15 protein-coding genes are annotated in these 18,629 nt (G+C 71.1%); 10 read left to right on the plus strand and 5 right to left on the minus strand.

Features of this window, described 5'->3' with window-relative positions; translation table 11 throughout:
* Positions 1–3: 3 nt before the first annotated feature.
* Positions 4–882 (minus strand): TIM barrel protein, encoded by an 879-nt coding sequence (locus ACLJQF_RS01155; protein ID WP_410606301.1) that lies wholly within the window; start codon positions 880–882, stop codon positions 4–6.
* A 112-nt stretch (positions 883–994) separates the two neighbouring features.
* On the opposite strand from ACLJQF_RS01155, the gene ACLJQF_RS01160 reads away from it, so the two are divergent.
* Positions 995–2,017 carry a LacI family DNA-binding transcriptional regulator gene (locus tag ACLJQF_RS01160; RefSeq protein WP_410606302.1) on the plus strand — a complete coding sequence of 341 codons (1,023 nt, stop codon included), beginning with the start codon at positions 995–997 and terminating at the stop codon, positions 2,015–2,017.
* On the plus strand, positions 2,014–3,012 hold the full coding sequence (locus tag ACLJQF_RS01165) for a Gfo/Idh/MocA family oxidoreductase (protein ID WP_410606303.1): 999 nt from the start codon (positions 2,014–2,016) through the stop codon (positions 3,010–3,012). The genes ACLJQF_RS01160 and ACLJQF_RS01165 overlap by 4 nt, the downstream gene beginning before the upstream one ends.
* A gap of 15 nt (positions 3,013–3,027) precedes the next feature.
* Here ACLJQF_RS01165 and ACLJQF_RS01170 read toward each other — a convergent pair whose 3' ends face one another.
* Both ACLJQF_RS01170 and asnB read right to left on the minus strand, forming a co-directional pair.
* Complete coding sequence (locus ACLJQF_RS01170; RefSeq protein ID WP_410606304.1) at positions 3,028–3,150, minus strand: hypothetical protein; 123 nt, start codon at positions 3,148–3,150, stop codon at positions 3,028–3,030.
* Positions 3,151–3,289: 139 nt separating this feature from the next.
* On the minus strand, positions 3,290–5,131 hold the full coding sequence (gene asnB, locus ACLJQF_RS01175) for an asparagine synthase (glutamine-hydrolyzing) (RefSeq protein WP_410606305.1): 1,842 nt from the start codon (positions 5,129–5,131) through the stop codon (positions 3,290–3,292).
* A 402-nt stretch (positions 5,132–5,533) separates the two neighbouring features.
* On the opposite strand from asnB, the gene kdpF reads away from it, so the two are divergent.
* Genes kdpF through ACLJQF_RS01205 form a run of 6 tightly spaced genes read left to right on the plus strand, consistent with a single transcriptional unit; the run spans position 5,534 to position 13,216 of the window.
* Positions 5,534–5,635 carry a K(+)-transporting ATPase subunit F gene (gene kdpF / locus ACLJQF_RS01180; protein ID WP_247062298.1) on the plus strand — a complete coding sequence of 34 codons (102 nt, stop codon included), beginning with the start codon at positions 5,534–5,536 and terminating at the stop codon, positions 5,633–5,635.
* 37 nt (positions 5,636–5,672) lie between these two features.
* Positions 5,673–7,334 carry a potassium-transporting ATPase subunit KdpA gene (kdpA, locus tag ACLJQF_RS01185; RefSeq protein WP_410606306.1) on the plus strand — a complete coding sequence of 554 codons (1,662 nt, stop codon included), beginning with the start codon at positions 5,673–5,675 and terminating at the stop codon, positions 7,332–7,334.
* A complete protein-coding gene (gene kdpB, locus ACLJQF_RS01190; protein WP_410606307.1) occupies positions 7,331–9,376 on the plus strand; it encodes a potassium-transporting ATPase subunit KdpB in 2,046 nt (681 codons plus the stop codon). The genes kdpA and kdpB overlap by 4 nt, the downstream gene beginning before the upstream one ends.
* A 6-nt stretch (positions 9,377–9,382) precedes the next feature.
* Positions 9,383–9,973, plus strand: coding sequence for a potassium-transporting ATPase subunit C (locus ACLJQF_RS01195; RefSeq protein WP_410606308.1), 591 nt, complete (start codon positions 9,383–9,385; stop codon positions 9,971–9,973).
* A 4-nt stretch (positions 9,974–9,977) separates the two neighbouring features.
* Entirely contained in the window at positions 9,978–12,521 is a 2,544-nt protein-coding gene (locus ACLJQF_RS01200; RefSeq protein ID WP_410606309.1) for a DUF4118 domain-containing protein, read from the plus strand.
* Positions 12,518–13,216: a response regulator gene (locus ACLJQF_RS01205; protein WP_410606310.1), complete on the plus strand. Its 699-nt coding sequence runs from the start codon at positions 12,518–12,520 to the stop codon at positions 13,214–13,216. The genes ACLJQF_RS01200 and ACLJQF_RS01205 overlap by 4 nt, the downstream gene beginning before the upstream one ends.
* 331 nt (positions 13,217–13,547) lie before the next feature.
* Here ACLJQF_RS01205 and ACLJQF_RS01210 read toward each other — a convergent pair whose 3' ends face one another.
* Positions 13,548–14,147, minus strand: coding sequence for a hypothetical protein (locus ACLJQF_RS01210; RefSeq protein ID WP_410606311.1), 600 nt, complete (start codon positions 14,145–14,147; stop codon positions 13,548–13,550).
* A gap of 195 nt (positions 14,148–14,342) precedes the next feature.
* On the opposite strand from ACLJQF_RS01210, the gene ACLJQF_RS01215 reads away from it, so the two are divergent.
* The gene (locus ACLJQF_RS01215) at positions 14,343–14,630 is read left to right on the plus strand and encodes an acylphosphatase (protein ID WP_285989192.1); all 288 of its coding nucleotides are present in this window, start codon (positions 14,343–14,345) and stop codon (positions 14,628–14,630) included.
* Between the two features lie 167 nt (positions 14,631–14,797).
* Complete coding sequence (gene smc / locus ACLJQF_RS01220) at positions 14,798–18,400, plus strand: chromosome segregation protein SMC (RefSeq protein WP_410606312.1); 3,603 nt, start codon at positions 14,798–14,800, stop codon at positions 18,398–18,400.
* Here smc and ACLJQF_RS01225 read toward each other — a convergent pair.
* Positions 18,393–18,620, minus strand: coding sequence for a hypothetical protein (locus ACLJQF_RS01225; RefSeq protein WP_410606313.1), 228 nt, complete (start codon positions 18,618–18,620; stop codon positions 18,393–18,395). The two genes, smc and ACLJQF_RS01225, sit on opposite strands and share 8 nt — an antisense overlap.
* Positions 18,621–18,629 lie beyond the last annotated feature (9 nt).

Genomic DNA, 18,629 nt, shown 5'->3' on the forward strand with positions numbered 1-18,629 from the left:
GTTTCAGAGGGAGTCGGTGATCTTCGCGAGGTGGGCCAGGCTGCGTTCGGTGTCCCGCCGGGGTAGGTCGTCGGGGCTCTCCGCGCCGAGGGCGGTGTCCTGTTCGAGGACGTACCAGCCGTCGTAGCCGGCGGCCTGGACGGAGCGCACCATCGCCGCCACGTCCACGTCGCCCTCGCCGAGCGGGGTGTACATGCCCCGCCCGACCGCGTCGGTGTAGGCCAGCCGGCCCGCGCGTACCTCGGCCGCCAGGTCTTCCCGGACATCCTTGAGATGCACGTGCCCCACCCGTTCGGGGTACCGCTTCGCCAGCTCCACCGGATCCGTCCCGCCGATCATCAGGTGCCCGGTGTCGAGGCACAACCCGAGATCGGAGTCGGCGAGGAAGCGCTCGACCTCGGCCTGCTGCTCCACGTGCGTCCCGACGTGCGGGTGCAGCACCGTGCGCAGGCCGTGGGCGGCGGCAACATGGCGGATCTTGCCCGCGGTGTCGACGAGCGTCGCCCATTCGGCGTCGCTGAGCTGAGGGCGGTCGTCGTAGCCGTCGAGGCCGGTCGCGGCGGCGAGGACGAGGACGTCACCGCCGCAGGCGGCGAAGAGCGCGGCCGATTCTTCGGCTTCCTTGAGCGCGTTCTCCTGGTCGGCGTGGAGGACGACGGCGAGGAAACCGCCGACGAGCGTGAGGTCGTACCCGGCCAGCAGCTCCCGCAGCTCGGCGGGCTCGCGGGGGAGGTACCCGGGCGGGCCCAGCTCGGTGGCCTGGACGCCGAGGGCCGCCATCTCGCCGAGCACGGTCGCCGCGTCCAGCACCCGGCCCCAGCCCGGTACTTCGCAGACGCCCCAGGAGATCGGGGCGGCGGCCACGCGGATCGTCGCTGTCACAAGGGGCCTCCGTTGGTCCGTTGGAGCGCTCTATTGATTAGAGCGCTCTAATCTTGTAGCGTCCGTCACAGCAAAGTCAAGGCCGAGTTTCCGGTGATCAGGGGAGGTGCGCATGGTGCGTCCGACGATGGAGGACGTCGCCGAACGGGCGGGAGTTTCCCGCGCGCTGGTCTCCCTGGTGATGAACAATTCACCGAAGGTGTCCGACGCGCGACGCTCGGCGGTGCTGCGCGCGGCCGAGGAACTCGGCTACCAGCCGCACGTGATGGCGCGCTCGCTGGCCAGCCGGACGTCCACCGTGCTCGGCGTGATGGTCAACGACCTGCGCAACGCCTTCTTCGCCGACGTCGTCGAGGGGCTCGACGCGGCCGCGCGGGCCGCGGGCTTCGACCTGATCCTCAACACAGGCGGCCGCAGTCCCACCCGCGAGTGGAACGCCCTGCACAACCTGCTTTCCTTCCGCCCGGCGGGGATCATCCTGCTTTCGCCGGTCGTCCCGGCGGCGTCGATCCAGGTCGCCGCCAAGCAGTGTCCGGTCGTGCTCGTCTCGCGGACGATCCGTGCGTCCACAGTGGACACCGTGAACGACGACGGCGAAGCGGGGTCCGCGCTGGCCGTCGACCACCTCGTCGGCCTCGGGCACCGGCGCATCGCCCACCTGGACGGCGGCGGCGCGGCGGGTGCATCCCAACGGCGGCGCGGATTCCAGTCGGCGATGCGGCGGCACGGGCTGGAGCCGATCGTGGTGCGCAGCGAGCACACCGACACCGGCGGAGAGAAGGCGGTGCGCGAGCTGCTGGCGACGTACTCCCGCCTCGACCTGCCGACCGGGCTGGTGGCGGGCAACGACTTCAACGCCGTCGGGGCGATCTCGGCCCTGGAGGAAGCCGGGCTGCGCGTGCCCGAGGACGTCTCGGTCGTCGGGTACGACAACACGTCCTTGGCCGCGCTGCGGCACCTCTCACTGACCACTGTGGACCAGCCGCGCACCGAGATGGGGCGGCTGGCGTTCGAAGCGCTGATCGAGCGCGTCCGCGGGGAACGCACGGAGCCGGTCCGGCACCTGCTGCACCCGTCCTTGGTGGTCCGGGCGACCACTGCCGAATTTTCCGCGACAGGAGGAACTGCACGATGAGGTTGGGACTGGCGGGCACCGGCCGGATCGGTACCGCGCACGCGGAGACGCTGAAGGGCTTCGAGGAGGTCGAATCGGTCGTCGTGGCCGACGTCGACACCGCGCGAGCCGCTTCCGTCGCCGCGAAGCTCGGCGTCGAATCGGCTTCCCTCGACGAGCTGTTCGCCGCGGGGCTGGACGGCCTGGTCGTCACGGCGGCCACGGACGCGCACCCCGGCCTGATCATCGCGGCGGTCGACGCGGGCATCCCGGTGTTCTGCGAGAAGCCGGTGGCCGCGGACATCCCGGGCACCCTGGCGGTGATCGACCGGATCGGCGCGTCGGACATCCCGGTCCAGATCGGCTTCCAGCGCCGCTTCGACGCGGGCTACGCGGCGGCGCGGGCAGCGGTCGCCTCGGGCGAACTGGGCTGGCTGCACACGCTGCGCGCGACGACGTTCGACCCGGCGCCCCCGCCGGCGGAGTACGTGGCCCACTCGGGCGGGCTGTTCCGCGACTGCGGCGTGCACGACTTCGACGTCATCCGCTGGGTGAGCGGCCGCGAGGTCGAGGAGGTCTACGCGATCGGCGCCAACCGCGGCGAGCAGTTCTTCCGCGACGCGGGCGACGTCGACACGGCGGCGGCGACGCTGACCCTGGACGACGGCACGCTGGCGACGGTGTCGCTGACCCGCTACAACGGCGCGGGTTACGACGTGCGCCTGGACGTGCTGGGTTCGGTGTCGGGCGTGGTGGTCGGGCTGGACGACCGGGCGCCACTGCGGTCGGTGGAGCCGGGGGTGGCCCCGCTGCCCGGGCCGGCGTACCCGGGCTTCATGGAGCGTTTCCGCCCGGCGTACACGACGGAACTGCGCGCGTTCCTGGACGTCGTCGCGGGCCGGGCACCGTCTCCGTGTGGCGCGGCGGACGCTTTGGAGGCCTTCTACATCGCGGAGGCTTGCGAGGTCTCGCGCCGCGAACGCCGCCCGGTGAGGCTGGCGGAGGTCCGCCGCTAGCCCCCAGCACGCCGGTTACGGGCGGAGGAGCTTGCGGACCGTGCGTTCCACCAGGGTCACGGCCTTGGGCGCGGGAGTTCGGCGGGGCGAGAGGTAGCGGTGGACGACCGCACGCGGGATTTCGACCAGGGCGAGCACGACCTCCTCGTCCGTGGCGGCGGTGCGCTGCGGCAGGCTCAGGGGGACGAGGTTGCCGCGGGACCTGCGGCTGGGCTGAACGTCTTGAATGACTCATTCCTGGCGTCACACGCCAGGAATGAGTCATTCAAGACGGCGCTCAGTCGAGCTGCAGCTCCGGGGAGTACATCTCGATCCAGTGGTACAGGTCGAGCAGCCGGTCCAGGCCGATCCGGTCGGCCGGGTTCATCGTCGCCGAGTCCACTTCGGACACGCGGTGCGTCCACGAGCGGTCGACCAGGTCGAAGACGGCGTGGCCCGGCTCGGCCAGGACCTCCTTGGCCTGCTGCTGCAGCGCCGCCGCGTAGGCCGGGTCCTGCGTCGACGGGTACGGGCTCTTCACCCGCTGCGCCACCGACGCCGGCAGAACGTGCGAAGTGGCGTGCCGCAGCAGGCTCTTCTCGCGGCCGTCGAACGTCTTCAGGGACCACGGCGTGTTGTACACGTACTCGACCAGCCGGTGGTCGCAGAACGGCACGCGGACCTCCAGGCCCACCGCCATCGACGCGCGGTCCTTGCGGTCCAGGAGCATCCGCACGAACCGGGTCAGGTGCAGGTGGCAGATCGTCCGCATCCGCGCCTCGACCGCCGACTCGCCGTCGAGGTGCTCGACCTCGGAGACCGCGGAAGCGTACTGGTCCCGCAGGTAGGACTCCAGATCCATCTTGCCCATCAGCTCGGGCGTGTAGATCGACGTCCGGTCGGTCATCATCGCGGTGCGGAACGCGATCCACGGGAACATCTCCGCGTTGACCGAAGCCTCGTCGAAGAACCAGCGGTAGCCGCCGAACACCTCGTCGGCCGACTCGCCCGACAGCGCCACCGTCGACTCGCCGCGGATCGCCTTGAACAGCAGGTACAGCGACGTGTCCATGTCGCCGAGCCCGGCCGGGATGTCGCGCGCCCGCAGCACCGCGCGCCGGACCTCGGGGTCGGTCAGCTCGGCCGGGTTCAGCACGACGTCCTGGTGCGCGGAACCGACCAGCGAGGCGACGTCGCGGACGAACGGCGAGTCCGCCGTGTCGCGCATCTCGTCGGGCTTGAAGTTCTCCTCCTGGCCGAAGAAGTCGACGGAGAACGTCCGCAGCCGCTCACCCTGGGAAGCCAGCCGCGCGGCGGCCAAGCCGGTGACGGCGCTCGAGTCGAGGCCGCCCGACAGCAGGACGCAGCGGGGGACGTCGGCGACGAGCTGCCGGTTGACGATGTCGGTCATCAGCTCGCGGACGCGGGCGACCGTCGTCTCCCGGTCGTCGGTGTGCTGCTTCGCGGCCAGCTTCCAGTACGTGCGGGTCCGGATGCCTTCGCGGGACACGGTGACGATGGTGCCTGGCCGGACCTCTTCCATGCCCTTCCACAGCGACCAGCCGGGCCGCTTGGTGAACGCCATCAGCTCGCGCAGCCCGTCCGTGTCGACGACCTTCGCCGCCAGGGGGTTGGCGAGGATCGCCTTGGGCTCCGAGCCGAACAGCACGCCGTCGCGGGTCGGGTAGTAGTAGAACGGCTTGATGCCCATCCGGTCGCGGATCATCACCAGGCGGTCGTCGCGCTCGTCCCAGATCGCGAAGGCGTACATGCCGTTGAGGTGGTCGGCGACCGCGTCGCCCCACTGCAGGTAGCCGTGCAGCACCACTTCGGTGTCGCTGTCGGTCTCCCAGGTGTGGCCCAGCTTCGTCAGCTCTTCCTTCAGCTCGGTGAAGTTGTAGGCCTCACCGCTGTAGACCATCGCGACGTCGCCGCCCGGCGTGTGGACCGTCATCGGCTGACGGCCGCCGGGCAGGTCGATGATGGCCAGCCGCCGGTGGCCGAGCGCGACGTGCCGGCGCACCCAGGTCCCCGAGTCGTCCGGTCCACGGCAGGCCATCGTGCCGGTCATGGCGTCGGCGACGTCCTGGCGGCGGGTGAGGTCGGCGTCGTAGGAAACCCAGCCGGCGATACCGCACATGGAGAACCCCTCTCCCAAGATTTGCTTAGCCGATACAACTATCGGTAACACAGGTGTAACACGACCCGAAGATCTTGTCTGCCCGAATTGCACGTTCCGCACTTGTCCGCTTACGCCGTGTGGTGCTTGTCACTGATCCACTACCTGCAGTGAGAATCAGGCAAACGCTTGCGTGACCGCCGCCACCGGCCGTCAAGGCGGCGTAAATGCGCGTCAGGAACGCGTCAAGGCACCATCAGCCGGCCTCCGGGAGGGGGTCTCAGGGCCGCACAGTGACGTCGTCCCGGTCACCGAACCGGGTGACCCGTCTTGAGAGGTGCCTGTGGCCGACTTGCTCTACGCCGTTCTGCTGATCGGCATTTTCGTGGTGCTGGCGCTGGTGCTGCGCGGCTTGGAAAAGCTGTGAGCGGCGCCGGAACCGTGGCCAACGTCGTCGGCGGACTGCTGGCGCTCGGCCTCCTCGTCTACCTCTTCGTCGCGCTGATCAGGCCGGAGAAATTCTGATGCGCCCCGACGTACTTTCCCCCGCGGAGGGGCCGAAATGACCGACACCACGGCCGGGCTCATCCAGCTCGGCCTGCTCCTCGCCGCCCTCGCCGCGGTCTACAAACCGCTCGGCGACTACCTGGCGCGCGTCTTCTCCACCGAGAAGCACCTCAAGCTCGAGAAGGGCCTCTACCGGCTCTTCCGCGTCGACCCGGACTCCGAGCAGCGGTGGCCGACCTACGCCGCGGGCGTGCTCGGCTTCTCGTTCGTCTCGGTCGTCCTGCTCTACCTGCTGCAGCGCCTGCAGCCGCTCCTGCCGTGGAGCCTGGGCCGCGGCTCGGTGAGCCCGGGCGTCGCGTTCAACACGGCGGTCTCGTTCGTCACCAACACGAACTGGCAGTCCTACGTCCCCGAGACGACGATGGGCCACTTCGTGCAGATGGCCGGGCTGACCGTGCAGAACTTCCTGTCGGCGGCCGTCGGCCTGGCGGTGGCGATCGCGGTGACGCGGGGCTTCGTGCGGGCGAAGACCGACCGGCTCGGCAACTTCTGGGTCGACCTCACCCGCGGCACGGTCCGCGTGCTGCTGCCGATGGCGTTCGTCTTCGCGCTCGTACTGGTCGCGCTCGGCGTGGTCCAGAGCCTCAAGGCGGGCGTCGCCGTCACGAACCCCGACGGCAGCGGAAGCACCATCGCTCTCGCCCCGGCCGCGAGCCAGGAGGCGATCAAGGAACTGGGCACCAACGGCGGCGGCATCTTCAACGCCAACTCCGCGCACCCGTTCGAGAACCCCACCGCCTGGACCAACCTCGTCCAGCTGTTCCTGATCCTGGTGATCCCGGTCAGCCTGACCCGCGCGTTCGGCACGCTGGTCGGCAACACGCGCCAGGGGTACGTCCTGCTGAGCGTGATGAGCCTGCTGTGGGCGGCTTCGCTGGCGCTCATCTGGTTCTCCGAGGCCAAGGCGGACAACCCGGCGGCGCTGGCGGCCGGAGCGGGCATGGAAGGCAAGGAGCAGCGGTTCGGCATCGGCTCGACGTCGATCTTCGCCGACACCACCACCGGGACCTCGACCGGCGCGATCAACGGCGCTCACGACAGCCTGTCCGGGCTCGGCGGCGGGGGCCCGCTGCTGAACATGCTCTACGGCGAGATTTCGCCCGGCGGCGTCGGCACCGGTCTCTACGGGATCCTGGTGATGGCGATCATCGCGATGTTCCTGGCCGGCCTGATGGTCGGGCGCACGCCGGAGTACCTGGGCAAGAAGCTCGGCAAGCGCGAGGTCACCTGCGCGGCGATCGCGATGCTGGCGATGCCGACCGTCGTGCTCCTCGGCTCCGGGATCGCCCTGCTGCTGCCCGGCACGGCGGGCGCGCTGGGCAACAGCGGCGCGCACGGCCTGTCCGAGGTCCTCTACGGCTACGCCTCGACCGGCAACAACAACGGCAGCGCGTTCGGCGGCCTGACCGCGACGAGCGACTGGTTCCAGTCCTCGTTCGCCGTCGCCATGGCGTTCGGCCGGTTCGTGCCGATCCTCGCCGTGCTCTGCCTGGCCGGTTCCCTGGCCGCCCAGCGCAAGGTGCCCGAAACCGCGGGCACCCTGCCCACCACCGGGCCGCTGTTCGCCACCCTGCTCACCGGCACGGTGGTGCTCGTCGCGGCCCTCACGTTCATCCCGGCGCTCGCGCTCGGGCCCATCGCGGAGGCACTCGCATGACCGTCACCGAAGAACGACCGCAGGTGACTCCCGCCGAACCCCGGAGCCGCGTCGGGGCCGGCGTGTTCAGCCCGCGCCAGCTCTGGACGTCGCTGCCGGAAGCGCTGCGGAAGCTGAACCCGAAGCACCAGCTCGGCAACCCGGTGATGTTCGTCGTGTGGGCGGGATCCGCGCTCACCACCGTCTTCGCCGTCACCGACCCGAGCGTGTTCACCATCCTGATCGCCGTCTGGCTGTGGTTCACGGTCCTGTTCGCGAACCTCGCCGAGGCCGTCGCGGAAGGGCGTGGCAAAGCCCAAGCCGAGAGCCTGCGGCGGTCCAAGAAGGAGACCGTCGCCCGCCAGCTCACCTCGGACGGGGAAGAGCAGGTCCCCGGCGTCGAGCTGAAGATCGGCGACCTGGTCGTCGTCGAGGCCGGTCAGGTGATCCCGGGTGACGGCGATGTCGTCGAAGGCATCGCGACCGTCGACGAATCGGCCATCACCGGCGAGTCTGCGCCGGTCATCCGCGAATCCGGCGGCGACCGGAGCGCCGTCACCGGCGGCACGACCGTGCTCTCCGACCGGATCGTCGTGCGGATCACCACCAAGCCGGGCGAGTCCTTCGTGGACCGGATGATCGCGCTGGTGGAAGGCGCTTCCCGGCAGAAGACGCCGAACGAGATCGCGCTGACCATCCTGCTCTCGACGTTGACGATCATCTTCCTGCTCGCCGTCGTGGCACTCCAGCCGATGGCCCGCTACTCCGGGTCCGAGCAGTCGGTGATCGTGCTGACCGCGTTGCTGGTCTGCCTGATCCCGACGACGATCGGCGCACTGCTGAGCGCGATCGGCATCGCGGGCATGGACCGCCTGGTCCAGCGCAACGTCCTGGCGACCAGCGGCCGCGCGGTGGAGGCCGCGGGCGACGTCTCGACGCTGCTGCTCGACAAGACCGGCACGATCACCTTCGGCAACCGCCGCGCCACCGAGCTGATCCCGGTCGGATCGTCCACGCCGGACGAACTCGCCCGCGCCGCCCGGCTGGCCAGCCTGGCCGACGAGACCCCCGAAGGCCGCAGCGTCGTCGAGCTGACGTCGGGGTACGCGACACAGGACGAGCGCGGCGAATTCGTCCCCTTCACCGCGCAGACCCGGATGAGCGGCATCGACATCGGCGACCGGCGGATCCGCAAGGGGGCGGCGAGTGCCGTTCGCGCGTGGATGCGCGACAACGGCGGCGAGTTCCCCGACGAGACCGAGCGCGTGGTCGACGAGATCAGCGCCCAGGGCGGCACCCCGCTGGTCGTCGCCGAAGACACGGTGGTGCGCGGCGTGATCCGGCTGTCCGACGTGGTCAAGCCGGGCATGAAGGAGCGCTTCGCCGAACTGCGCTCGATGGGCATCAAGACGGTGATGATCACCGGCGACAACCCGCTCACCGCGAAGGCCATCGCCGCGGACGCCGGCGTCGACGACTTCCTCGCCGAGGCCAAGCCCGAGGACAAGATGGCGCTGATCAAGCAGGAGCAGGAAGGCGGGCGGCTGGTCGCGATGACCGGCGACGGCACCAACGACGCCCCCGCGCTCGCGCAGGCCGACGTCGGCGTCGCGATGAACACCGGCACCTCGGCCGCCAAGGAAGCCGGGAACATGGTCGACCTCGACAGCGACCCGACCAAGCTGATCGAGATCGTCGAGATCGGCAAGCAGCTGCTGATCACCCGCGGCGCGCTGACCACGTTCAGCGTCGCCAACGACCTGGCCAAGTACTTCGCGATCCTGCCCGCGATGTTCACCGGCATCTACGCCCAGCTGGGCGGCTTGAACATCATGCACCTGGCCACGCCGAAGTCGGCGATCCTGTCCGCGGTCATCTTCAACGCGCTGATCATCGTCGTGCTGATCCCGCTGGCCCTTCGCGGTGTGCGGTACAAGCCGTCGTCGGCCTCGGCCCTGCTGCGCCGCAACCTGCTCGTCTACGGCCTCGGCGGCATCGTCAGCCCCTTCCTCGGGATCTGGCTGATCGACCTGCTCGTCCGCCTCATCCCAGGAATCGGGTGACTTTTCGTGAACACGCTCGTCAAGCAGACCTGGGCCGGGCTGCGCGTCCTGCTCGTGATGACCGTCCTGCTCGGCATCCTCTACCCGTTGGCCGTGTGGGCCGTCGCCCGCATCCCCGGCCTGGAAGGGAACGCCGAAGGCTCGATCGTGACGCAGAACGGCCAGGCCGTGGGTTCGTCGCTGATCGGCGTCGACCCGGTGCCCGCCGACCCGGCGCACGACCCGTGGTTCCACACCCGCCCCTCGGCGGCCACCCCCGACGTGCCGTCCGGCGCGTCCAACAAGGGCCCGTACAACGAGGACCTCGTGAAGAGCATCGGGGAGCGCAAGGACGCCATCGCTAAGCGCGAAGGCGTGTCGCCCGATCAGGTACCGCCGGACGCCGTGACGGCGTCGGGTTCGGGCCTCGACCCGGCGATCAGCGTGGCCTACGCCGACCTGCAGGCAGCCCGGGTCGCCAGGAACACCGGCCTGTCCCTCGAGCGGGTGAAACAGCTGATCGAAGCGAACACCTCCGGCGCCGGGATCGGCGTGCCCGGGGTGACTGTGCTCCCGCTCAACTTGGCCGTGCGAGCTGCGGCCGGAGGGGCACACTGACAGCGTGACCACCGAGAACAGGCCGCGCCGGGGAGAGCTGAGGATCTACCTCGGCGCGGCCCCGGGCGTCGGCAAGACCTTCGCCATGCTCGGCGAAGCGCGCCGGCGCCTGGACCGCGGCACCGACGTCGTCGTCGGGCTGGTCGAGACGCACGGCCGCGAGAAAACGGCCGTGCTGCTGGAGGGCCTCGAAATCGTCCCCCGGCGGCAGGCCGGGCATCGCGGCCGCGACTTCGACGAGATGGACGTCGACGCGATCCTCGCGCGCGCCCCGGAGGTCGTGATCGTCGACGAGCTCGCGCACACCAACGTGCCCGGCTCGCGCAACGCCAAGCGCTGGCAGGACGTCGAAGAGCTCCTGAGCGCGGGCATCGACGTGCTCTCCACGGTCAACGTGCAGCACCTGCAGAGCCTCAACGACGTCGTCGAGCGGATCACCGGCGTCACCCAGCAGGAGACCGTGCCGGACGAGGTCGTCCGCCGCGCCGAACAGCTGGAGCTGGTCGACATCACCCCCGAGGCGCTGCGGCGGCGGCTCGCGCACGGCAACGTCTACCCGGCCGAGCGGATCGACGCCGCGCTCGGCAACTACTTCCGCCCCGGCAACCTCACCGCCCTCCGGGAACTGGCCCTGCTCTGGGTGGCCGACCAGGTCGACGTCGCCCTCCAGCGCTACCGCGCCGAGCAGCGGATCACCGACACGTGGGAGGCGCGCGAACGCGTGGTCGCCTCGATCACCGGCGGCCCGGAGAGCGAGACGCTCATCCGCCGGGCCAGCCGGATCGCCACCCGCGCCGGCGCCGAACTGCAGGTGGTGCACATCCTGCGCGGCGACGGTCTCGCCGGGATCAGCCCGGTCGCGATGGCCCGCTGCCGCAAGCTCGCCGAGGAGGTGGGCGCCACGTTCCACACGGTCGTCGGCGACGACGTGCCGGCCGCCCTGCTCGACTTCGCCCGCGGCGTCAACGCGACCCAGCTCGTCATCGGCACCTCCCGGCGATCCCGCGTGGCCCGGCTGTTCGAAGAGGGCATCGGTGCTTCGGTCGTCCAGCGGTCGGGCCCGATCGACGTGCACATGGTCACCCACTCCGAGGCCGGCGGGCGGCTGCGGACCGGGCTGATCGCGAGCCCGCTGGGGCTTTCGCGGCTGGTGACGGGCTGGGTATTGGGCATCGTGCTGCCGGTGCTGGTCACCCTGGTCGGCGTCTTCCTGCCGAGCGGGCTCGACTTCGCCACCGACGTCATCGCCTACGTCCTGGTCACGGTCGTCGTCGCCCTGGTCGGCGGGCTCGGACCGGCACTGGTCGCGGCCGTGCTCGGCGCCGGGCTGCTCAACTTCTTCTTCACGCCACCGCTGTACACGCTCAACGTGCACACCCCGCAGAACCTCGTGACGCTGATCGCGATGGTCGTGGTTGCGGTGCTGGTCGCCCTGGTCGTCGACCAGGCCGCGCGCCGGGCCGCGCAGGCGGCGCGGGCCCGGACCGAAGCCGCGCTGCTGGCGTCCTACGCCCGGACCGTGCTCACCCACGCGAACCCGATCGAGCGGCTGCTGGCGAAGGTGCGCGAGAACTTCGCCCTGACGTCGGTGACGTTGCTGGAGAAGCAGGACGGGGCGTGGCAGTGCGTGGCGACCGCGGGGGAGCACCCGTGCGCCGACCCGGACGAGGCCGACGCCGACATCGCCGTCACCGCCGACGTCCACCTGACCCTGCGTGGCCGGGCGTTGCCCGCGGCCGACCGGCGCGTGCTGGAAGCCGTGGCCGGGCAGGCGTTCCTGGCCCTGCGCCAGCAGCGGGCCGCGGCCGCGGCGGCGCGTGCCGAGCGCAAGGCCGAGGCGACCGAGCTGCGCACGACGTTGCTCTCGGCCGTCGGGCACGACCTGCGGACGCCGTTGACGTCGATCAAGGCGTCGATCGGCAGCCTGCGTGCCGCGGATCTGGATTTGTCCGAAGAGGACACCGCGGAGCTGATGGAGGCCATCGAGCTCTCCGCCGACCGGCTCGCCGGGCTGATCGACAACCTCCTCGACTCGTCGCGGCTGGCCACCGGTGCGGTCCGCCCGCACCTGCGTCCGGTGGGTTACGACGAGGTCGTCGCGCACGCCTTGTCCACTGTGGACGACTCGGACGAGGTCGTGGTCGCGATCGACGACCAGCTCCCGTCGGTGCTGGCCGACCCCGGCCTGCTGGAACGGGTGGTGGCGAACGTGCTGGACAACGCGCTGCGCCACGGTGTCGACGAAAGCGGCGGTGCACCGGTGTCGGCCCGGGGCAGCGCGCACTCCGGCCAGGTCGAGCTGCGGATCGTCGACCACGGCAAGGGGTTGCGCAAGGGCGCCGCGGACTCGGCGTTCGCGCCGTTCCAGCGGCTCGGCGGCGACCGGGACACGACGCCAGGCGTCGGGCTCGGGCTGTCGGTGGCGAAGGGGTTCACCGAGGCGATGGGTGGCACCATCCGCGCCGAGGACACCCCGGGCGGCGGGCTCACCGTGGTCGTGTCCCTGCCCGCGTTCAGTGTGGAGTTCGAAGAGGAGGGGGTGCGATGAGCGACCTGGGCGCCACCGTGCTGGTGGTGGACGACGAGCCGCAGATCGTGCGGGCACTGCGGATCAACCTGACCGCCCGCGGCTACAAGGTGATCACCGCGCACGACGGCACGGCCGCGCTCAAGGCGGTCGCCGAGGTCAAGCCCGACGTCGTCGTGCTCGACCTCGGCCTGCCCGACCTCGACGGCACGGAGGTGATCGCGGGCCTGCGCGGCTGGACGACGGTCCCGATCATCGTGCTCTCGGCCCGCGGCGACTCGGCGGACAAGGTGGAGGCCCTCGACGCGGGCGCCGACGACTACGTGACGAAGCCGTTCGGCATGGACGAGCTGCTGGCCCGGCTGCGCGCGGCGGTCCGCCGCTCGGCGGTGGCGGGCGCGGACGACGCGGACGCGGTGGTGGACACGGCGTCGTTCAGCGTCGATCTGGCGGCGAAGAAGGTCCGCCGCCACGACGGCGTGGAGGTCCACCTGACGAAGACGGAGTGGGGCGTGCTGGAGCTGCTGGTCCGCAACCGCGGCCGGCTGGTGGCGCAGAAGCAGCTCCTGCACGAGGTGTGGGGCCCGTCGTACGAGACGGAGTCCCACTACCTGCGGGTGTACCTGGCCCAGCTGCGGCGCAAGCTGGAGCGGGAGCCCTCCCGGCCCCGGCACCTGCTGACCGAACCGGGGATGGGGTACCGCTTCGAGGTCTAGTACTACAGGGACAGTTCTTCGGTCGGCGTGGCAGTGGTGGCTGGTCTGCCGGTACAGGAACGGCCAATTCACCGCTCGCAGCAGCCAACTCACACACCGGAACGGCCAACTCGCCGGGCACGCGGGTGAGTTGGCCGCTGCGGTGGGTGAGTTGGCCGTTGCGGTGGGTGAGTTGGCCGTTGGCGCTGATGCGCCGTACCGCTCACGACAGCTGCGGCAGGCCGGCCAGCCGGGTTTTGCCAGGTCGCGCGCACAAGTGTCCCTGTAGTCCTAGCGGTGCCGGTGCCACTGTGCAGGTGACGCACCCCATGTGGCATTGGTGCGCTTGGTCCTACGCCGTAGTGCTGGTGCCGGTCGTGCTCGACGACGGGGCGCCGGCCGAGCTGGAGCCGCCGCCGCCGGCCGTGGTCGTCGGCGCGGGGGTGCTCGACGTGGTGGGGGTGACCGGTGTCGTCGCCGGTGAGGAGGGCGTCGTCGGGGGTGGCGTCGGGTGCTGGCTCGTGACCGGCGGCGGGTTGCCGCCCGTGTCGTTGCGCGGCGGCGGGGGCGCCGGGGACTGGGTGACCACCGTGGTGGTCGTCTTGCCGTCCGGGCTCACCGACACGACGGTCGTCGGTGCGCTCGACGACGTGGGGCTCGACGTGGTCGGAGCTCCGCTGGAGGTCGCCGGGTCGCTCGACGACGGGGTGGCCGGCAGCGTCTGGACGCCGGCCGGGAGGGTGCCCTGGCCACCGGGGCCGCCCGTGCCGCCCGCGGTGGTGGCGGGGCCCGGCCCGGCGAGCTCGGCCACGGCGGCGAACGCGGTCGCGACGACCAGTCCGGCCACCCCGAGCACGATGTACCCGGTGCGGTTCGGTTTGCTGCTCTTGGGCGGCGCGGTGTCGATCCTGGTGATCCGAGAGCTCGAATCCGACCCGGCGGGGCGGGGCATACGGGGCTCCTTGGGGATTTCGGGGAGGCGCGGTGCAGAGGTCGTGGATCGGGCGCTGGTGCTGATGGAGCAGTGCGCCCACAGCGGGGGAGCGACCTCGGCGGGGAGGTTATCACCGGTGTGTGGTCATTCGCCCAGGTAGTGGCCTTGATCCGTTACTGTGCGCGGTCGGTTGACCCGGAAGGGAAGAATGGCGTGAGTGAGGAAGAAACCCACACCCGGCTGACGGCGTGGGTGCGCGGCCGGGTCCAGGGCGTCGGTTTCCGCTGGTGGACGCGCAGCCGTGCGCTGGAACTCGGCCTGGTCGGCAGCGCGAGCAATCTGGCCGACGGCCGTGTCGAGGTGATAGCGGAAGGTAGTCGTGACCACTGTCAGCGGCTGTTAGCCGCGTTACGGTCGGGAGAATCACCCGGAAGTGTGGAGCACGTCGCCGAGCGCTGGTCCGACCCGAAAGGGGGACTCGGCGGCTTCGTCGAGCGGTAGCGGGGCCTTGGTCCGTCCGGGGCCCGTGAGGCTCGTGGTGTTGCTGAGGCCGGTGCGGGTGTGCTAGGCGCGCCGAGGAGGGGGCGCATCCGGCGGACCCCGGAGGCCCCCAGGTAGCCTGGGACGATTGAACCGCCAGTACCCGCGGCCAGAGGGGTCAGCACCACGTGCACCTGAAAAGCCTGACGCTCAAGGGCTTCAAGTCCTTCGCCTCGGCCACCACGCTGCGCTTCGAACCCGGCATCACCTGCGTGGTCGGGCCGAACGGCTCGGGCAAGTCCAACGTGCTGGACGCGCTGCGCTGGGTCATGGGCACCCAGGGCGCCAAGGACCTGCGCGGCGGCAAGATGGAGGACGTCATCTTCGCCGGCACCGCGGGCCGCGCCCCGCTCGGCCGCGCCGAGGTCACCCTCACCATCGACAACGCCGACGGCGCGCTCCCCATCGAGTACTCCGAGGTCTCGATCACCCGCCGGATGTTCCGCGACGGCGCGAGCGAGTACGAGATCAACGGCGACCGCTGCCGCCTGATGGACGTCCAGGAACTGCTGTCCGACTCCGGTATCGGCCGCGAGATGCACGTCATCGTCGGGCAGGGCCAGCTGTCGGCGATCCTCGAGTCCAAGCCCGAAGAGCGCCGCGCCTTCATCGAAGAGGCCGCCGGCGTCCTCAAGCACCGCAAGCGCAAGGAACAGACCCTGCGCAAGCTGGCCAACATGCAGGGCAACCTCGACCGGCTCGGCGACCTCACCACCGAGCTGCGCCGCCAGCTCAAGCCGCTGGGCAAGCAGGCCGAGATCGCCCGCAAGGCCCAGTCGGTCCAGTCCGAACTGCGCGACTCCCGGCTGCGCCTGCTCGCCGACGACCTGGTCACCCAGCGGGACTCGCTCGCGCGCGAAGAGGCCGACGAGAAGACCGCCCGCCAGCGCCGCGCCGAGGTCGAGCAGCACCTCGAGATCGTCTCCGCCGAAGAAGCCGAGCTGGAGGCCTCGCTCGCCGAGGACGCGCCGCTCCTGCAGACCGCCCAGGAAACCTGGTACAAGCTGTCCGCGCTGGCCGAGCGCCTGCGCGGCACCGTCCGGCTCGCGATCGAGCGTCAGCGGCACCTGTCGGCCGACGTCTCGACGTCGACGGGCGGCCGCGACCCCGAAGAGCTCCTCGAAGAGGCCGAGCGCGTCGCCGAGCAGGAAGAAGAGCTCAACGAGGCCGTCATGGAGGCCCGGGAGCTGCTCGCCCAGACGATTTTGCGCCGCGAAGACCTCGAACAACGCGTCCAGGCCGCCGAGCGCGCGCACTGGGCCGCCGTCCGGGCCATCGCCGACCGCCGCGAGGGCATGGCCAAGCTGACCGGCCAGGTCGAGGCGCTGCGCAGCAAGAACGGCGCCACCTCCGACGAGATCGACCGGCTCAGCGTCTCGCTCGAGGAAGCCGCCGAGCGCGCCGAGATCGCCGTCGAAGAACTGGAGATGGCGAAGGCGGAAGGCGGCGTCGAGGAGTCCGACGACGCGGGCCTGATGGACCGCCACGACCGCGCGGTCGAGGCCAACAACGCCGCCAAGGCGCGCGTCGAAGAGCTGGTCAAGGCCGAGCGCGCCGCCGAGCGCGAGATCGCGTCGGAGAAGGCGCGCGTCGAGGCGTTGTCGATGGGGCTCAAGCGCAAGGACGGCGCGGGTGCGCTGCTCGGCGCGTCCCACGAACTGCCGGGCCTGCTCGGCTCGGTCGCCGCGCTTCTCACCGTCGAGCCGGGCTGCGAAGTCGCGCTGGCCGCGGCGCTCGGCCCGGTGGCCGACGCGATCGCCGTCACCGGCGGCGAAGACGCCCTGCGCGCCCTGAAGTACCTGAAGGACACCGACTCCGGCCGGGCGGGCATCCTGCTCGGCGGACCGGAGTCCACTGTGGACACGTATTCGTGGCCGTCGCTGCCGGAAGGCGCGCGCTGGGCCCGCGAGGTCGTCACGGCGCCCGCGCAGCTGCGGCCCGCCGTCGAGCAGGCCCTCGACAAGCTGGCCCTGGTCCGCGACCTCGACGCGGCCCGCCACCTCGTGGCGGTGCACCCGGACGTCCGCGCGGTCACCGCCGAGGGCGACGTCTTCGGCGCCCGCTGGGCGATCGGCGGCTCCGGCAAGCGCGAGAGCGTGATCGAGGTCCAGGCCGCCGTCGACGAGGCGGCGGAGCGGCTCCGCCTGGCCGAACGTTCGCTGGAGCGGTACGCGGCCGAGCTGGAAGGCGCCCGCGCCGAGCAGCAGGCGCGCCGCGAAGAGGTTTCGCAGGCCAAGGACGCCCTCGGCGAGGCCAAGGTCCGCAAGGCCAGGTCGTCGGAGCGGCTCAACCGGATGCAGCAGGCGGCCCGCCAGGCCCAGGCCGAGGTCGAGCGGTTTTCCGGGCAGCGCGCGAAGGTCGAGCAGAGCCGCGTCCAGGCTCTCGCCCAGCTCGCCGAGCTGGAGGAACGCCTGGCCGCCGTCGCCGAGCAGCCCGTCGAGGACGACCCGGACACCGCCGAGCGCGACGCCGCCGTCGAAGAACTGGCTGTCGTGCGGCAGGAGGAGATGGAGGCGCGGCTCGCGCAGCGCACCGCCGAAGAGCGCGCCCGCAGCATCGCGGGCAAGGCCGAAGGCCTCCGCCGGGCCGCGCACGCCGAGCAGCAGGCCCGGGAACGCGCCGAGCGCGCCGCCGCGGCCCGCAAGCGCGGCGCCGAGATCGCCAACGCCGTCGTCAACGGCGGCGAGATCGCGCTGGAGCGCATCGAGCACTCGGTGCAGCGCGCCGCCGCCGAACGCGACCAGGTCCAGGCCCGCCGCCAGAGCCGCGAGCAGGCGCTGACCGGCGTCCGCGCCAAGGTCCGCGAGCTCACCGGCGAGCTGGAGAAGCTGACCGACGCCGTGCACCGCGACGAGGTGCAGCGCGCCGAGCAGCGGCTGCGGCTGGAGACCCTGGAAGCCAAGATCGCCGAGGACTTCGGCATGGGCCTCGAGGACCTCGTCCGCGAATACGGCCCGGACGTCCCGGTCCCGCCGAGCGCCGGCGAGATGGCCGAGTACGAAGCGGCCAAGGAGCGCGGCGAAGACGTCACCCCGCCGCCGCCGATGCCGTACGACCGCGACACCCAGGCCCGCCGCGCCAAGCGCGCCGAGAAGGACCTGTCGTTGCTGGGCAAGGTGAACCCGCTCGCGCTGGAGGAGTTCGCGGCGCTGGAGGAGCGGTACAAGTTCCTCTCCACGCAGCTGGAGGACCTCAAGGACACCCGCAAGGACCTCGAGTCCGTCATCAGGCAGGTCGACGAGAAGATCCTCGAGGTCTTCGCGGGCGCCTACGCGGACGTCGCCCGCGAGTTCGAGACCGTGTTCAGCGTGCTGTTCCCGGGCGGCGAGGGCCGGATGGTGCTCACCGAGCCGGACGACCTGCTCGCCACCGGCGTCGACGTCGAGGCGCGCCCGCCGGGCAAGAAGGTCAAGCGGCTGTCGCTGCTGTCGGGTGGCGAGAAGTCGCTGGTCGCGGTGGGCATGCTGGTCGCGATCTTCCGCGCCCGCCCGTCACCCTTCTACGTCATGGACGAGGTCGAGGCGGCACTCGACGACACCAACATGCGCCGGCTGATCGGGCTGCTGGAGCAGCTGCGCGACTCGTCGCAGCTGATCATCATCACCCACCAGAAGCCGACCATGGAGATCGCCGACGCGCTCTACGGCGTGAGCATGCAGGGCGACGGCATCACGAAGGTGATCTCGCAGCGCCTACGCACGACCGAGGAAGAGCCGGTCGGAGTCAGCTGACGTCGTCTTCGCGCGGCGCGCGGCGATCTTCCGGCCGCACCCGAGGCTCGTACGTGCCGAGGTCGTTGCCGATGTAGTGGGCGTCGTCGATCCGTGGCCGCCGCCCGCGCGGGGTGAGCATGCCGCGCTTGACCCCGCGCTTGCGGTCGGACCGGTCCATGACCAGCGCGATGACGAGCACCACGGCCAGCACCGCGCCGAGACCGATGAAGAACCCCATGTGACCCCC

The organism is Amycolatopsis sp. lyj-109, assembly GCF_046548995.1.
Classification (GTDB): Bacteria; Actinomycetota; Actinomycetes; order Mycobacteriales; family Pseudonocardiaceae; genus Amycolatopsis.

Bases quoted from the DNA above. Each gene is read 5' to 3' on its own strand.
- ACLJQF_RS01160 (WP_410606302.1), top strand. From the start codon at position 995: ATGGTGCGTCCGACGATGGAGGACGTCGCCGAACGGGCGGGAGTTTCC.
- ACLJQF_RS01205 (WP_410606310.1), top strand. From the start codon at position 12,518: ATGAGCGACCTGGGCGCCACCGTGCTGGTGGTGGACGACGAGCCGCAG.
- ACLJQF_RS01225 (WP_410606313.1), bottom strand. From the start codon at position 18,620: ATGGGGTTCTTCATCGGTCTCGGCGCGGTGCTGGCCGTGGTGCTCGTC.
- kdpB (WP_410606307.1), top strand. From the start codon at position 7,331: ATGACCGTCACCGAAGAACGACCGCAGGTGACTCCCGCCGAACCCCGG.
- asnB (WP_410606305.1), bottom strand. From the start codon at position 5,131: ATGTGCGGTATCGCCGGCTGGGTTTCCTACGACGCCGACCTCACCCGC.
- ACLJQF_RS01165 (WP_410606303.1), top strand. From the start codon at position 2,014: ATGAGGTTGGGACTGGCGGGCACCGGCCGGATCGGTACCGCGCACGCG.
- kdpA (WP_410606306.1), top strand. From the start codon at position 5,673: ATGACCGACACCACGGCCGGGCTCATCCAGCTCGGCCTGCTCCTCGCC.
- ACLJQF_RS01210 (WP_410606311.1), bottom strand. From the start codon at position 14,147: ATGCCCCGCCCCGCCGGGTCGGATTCGAGCTCTCGGATCACCAGGATC.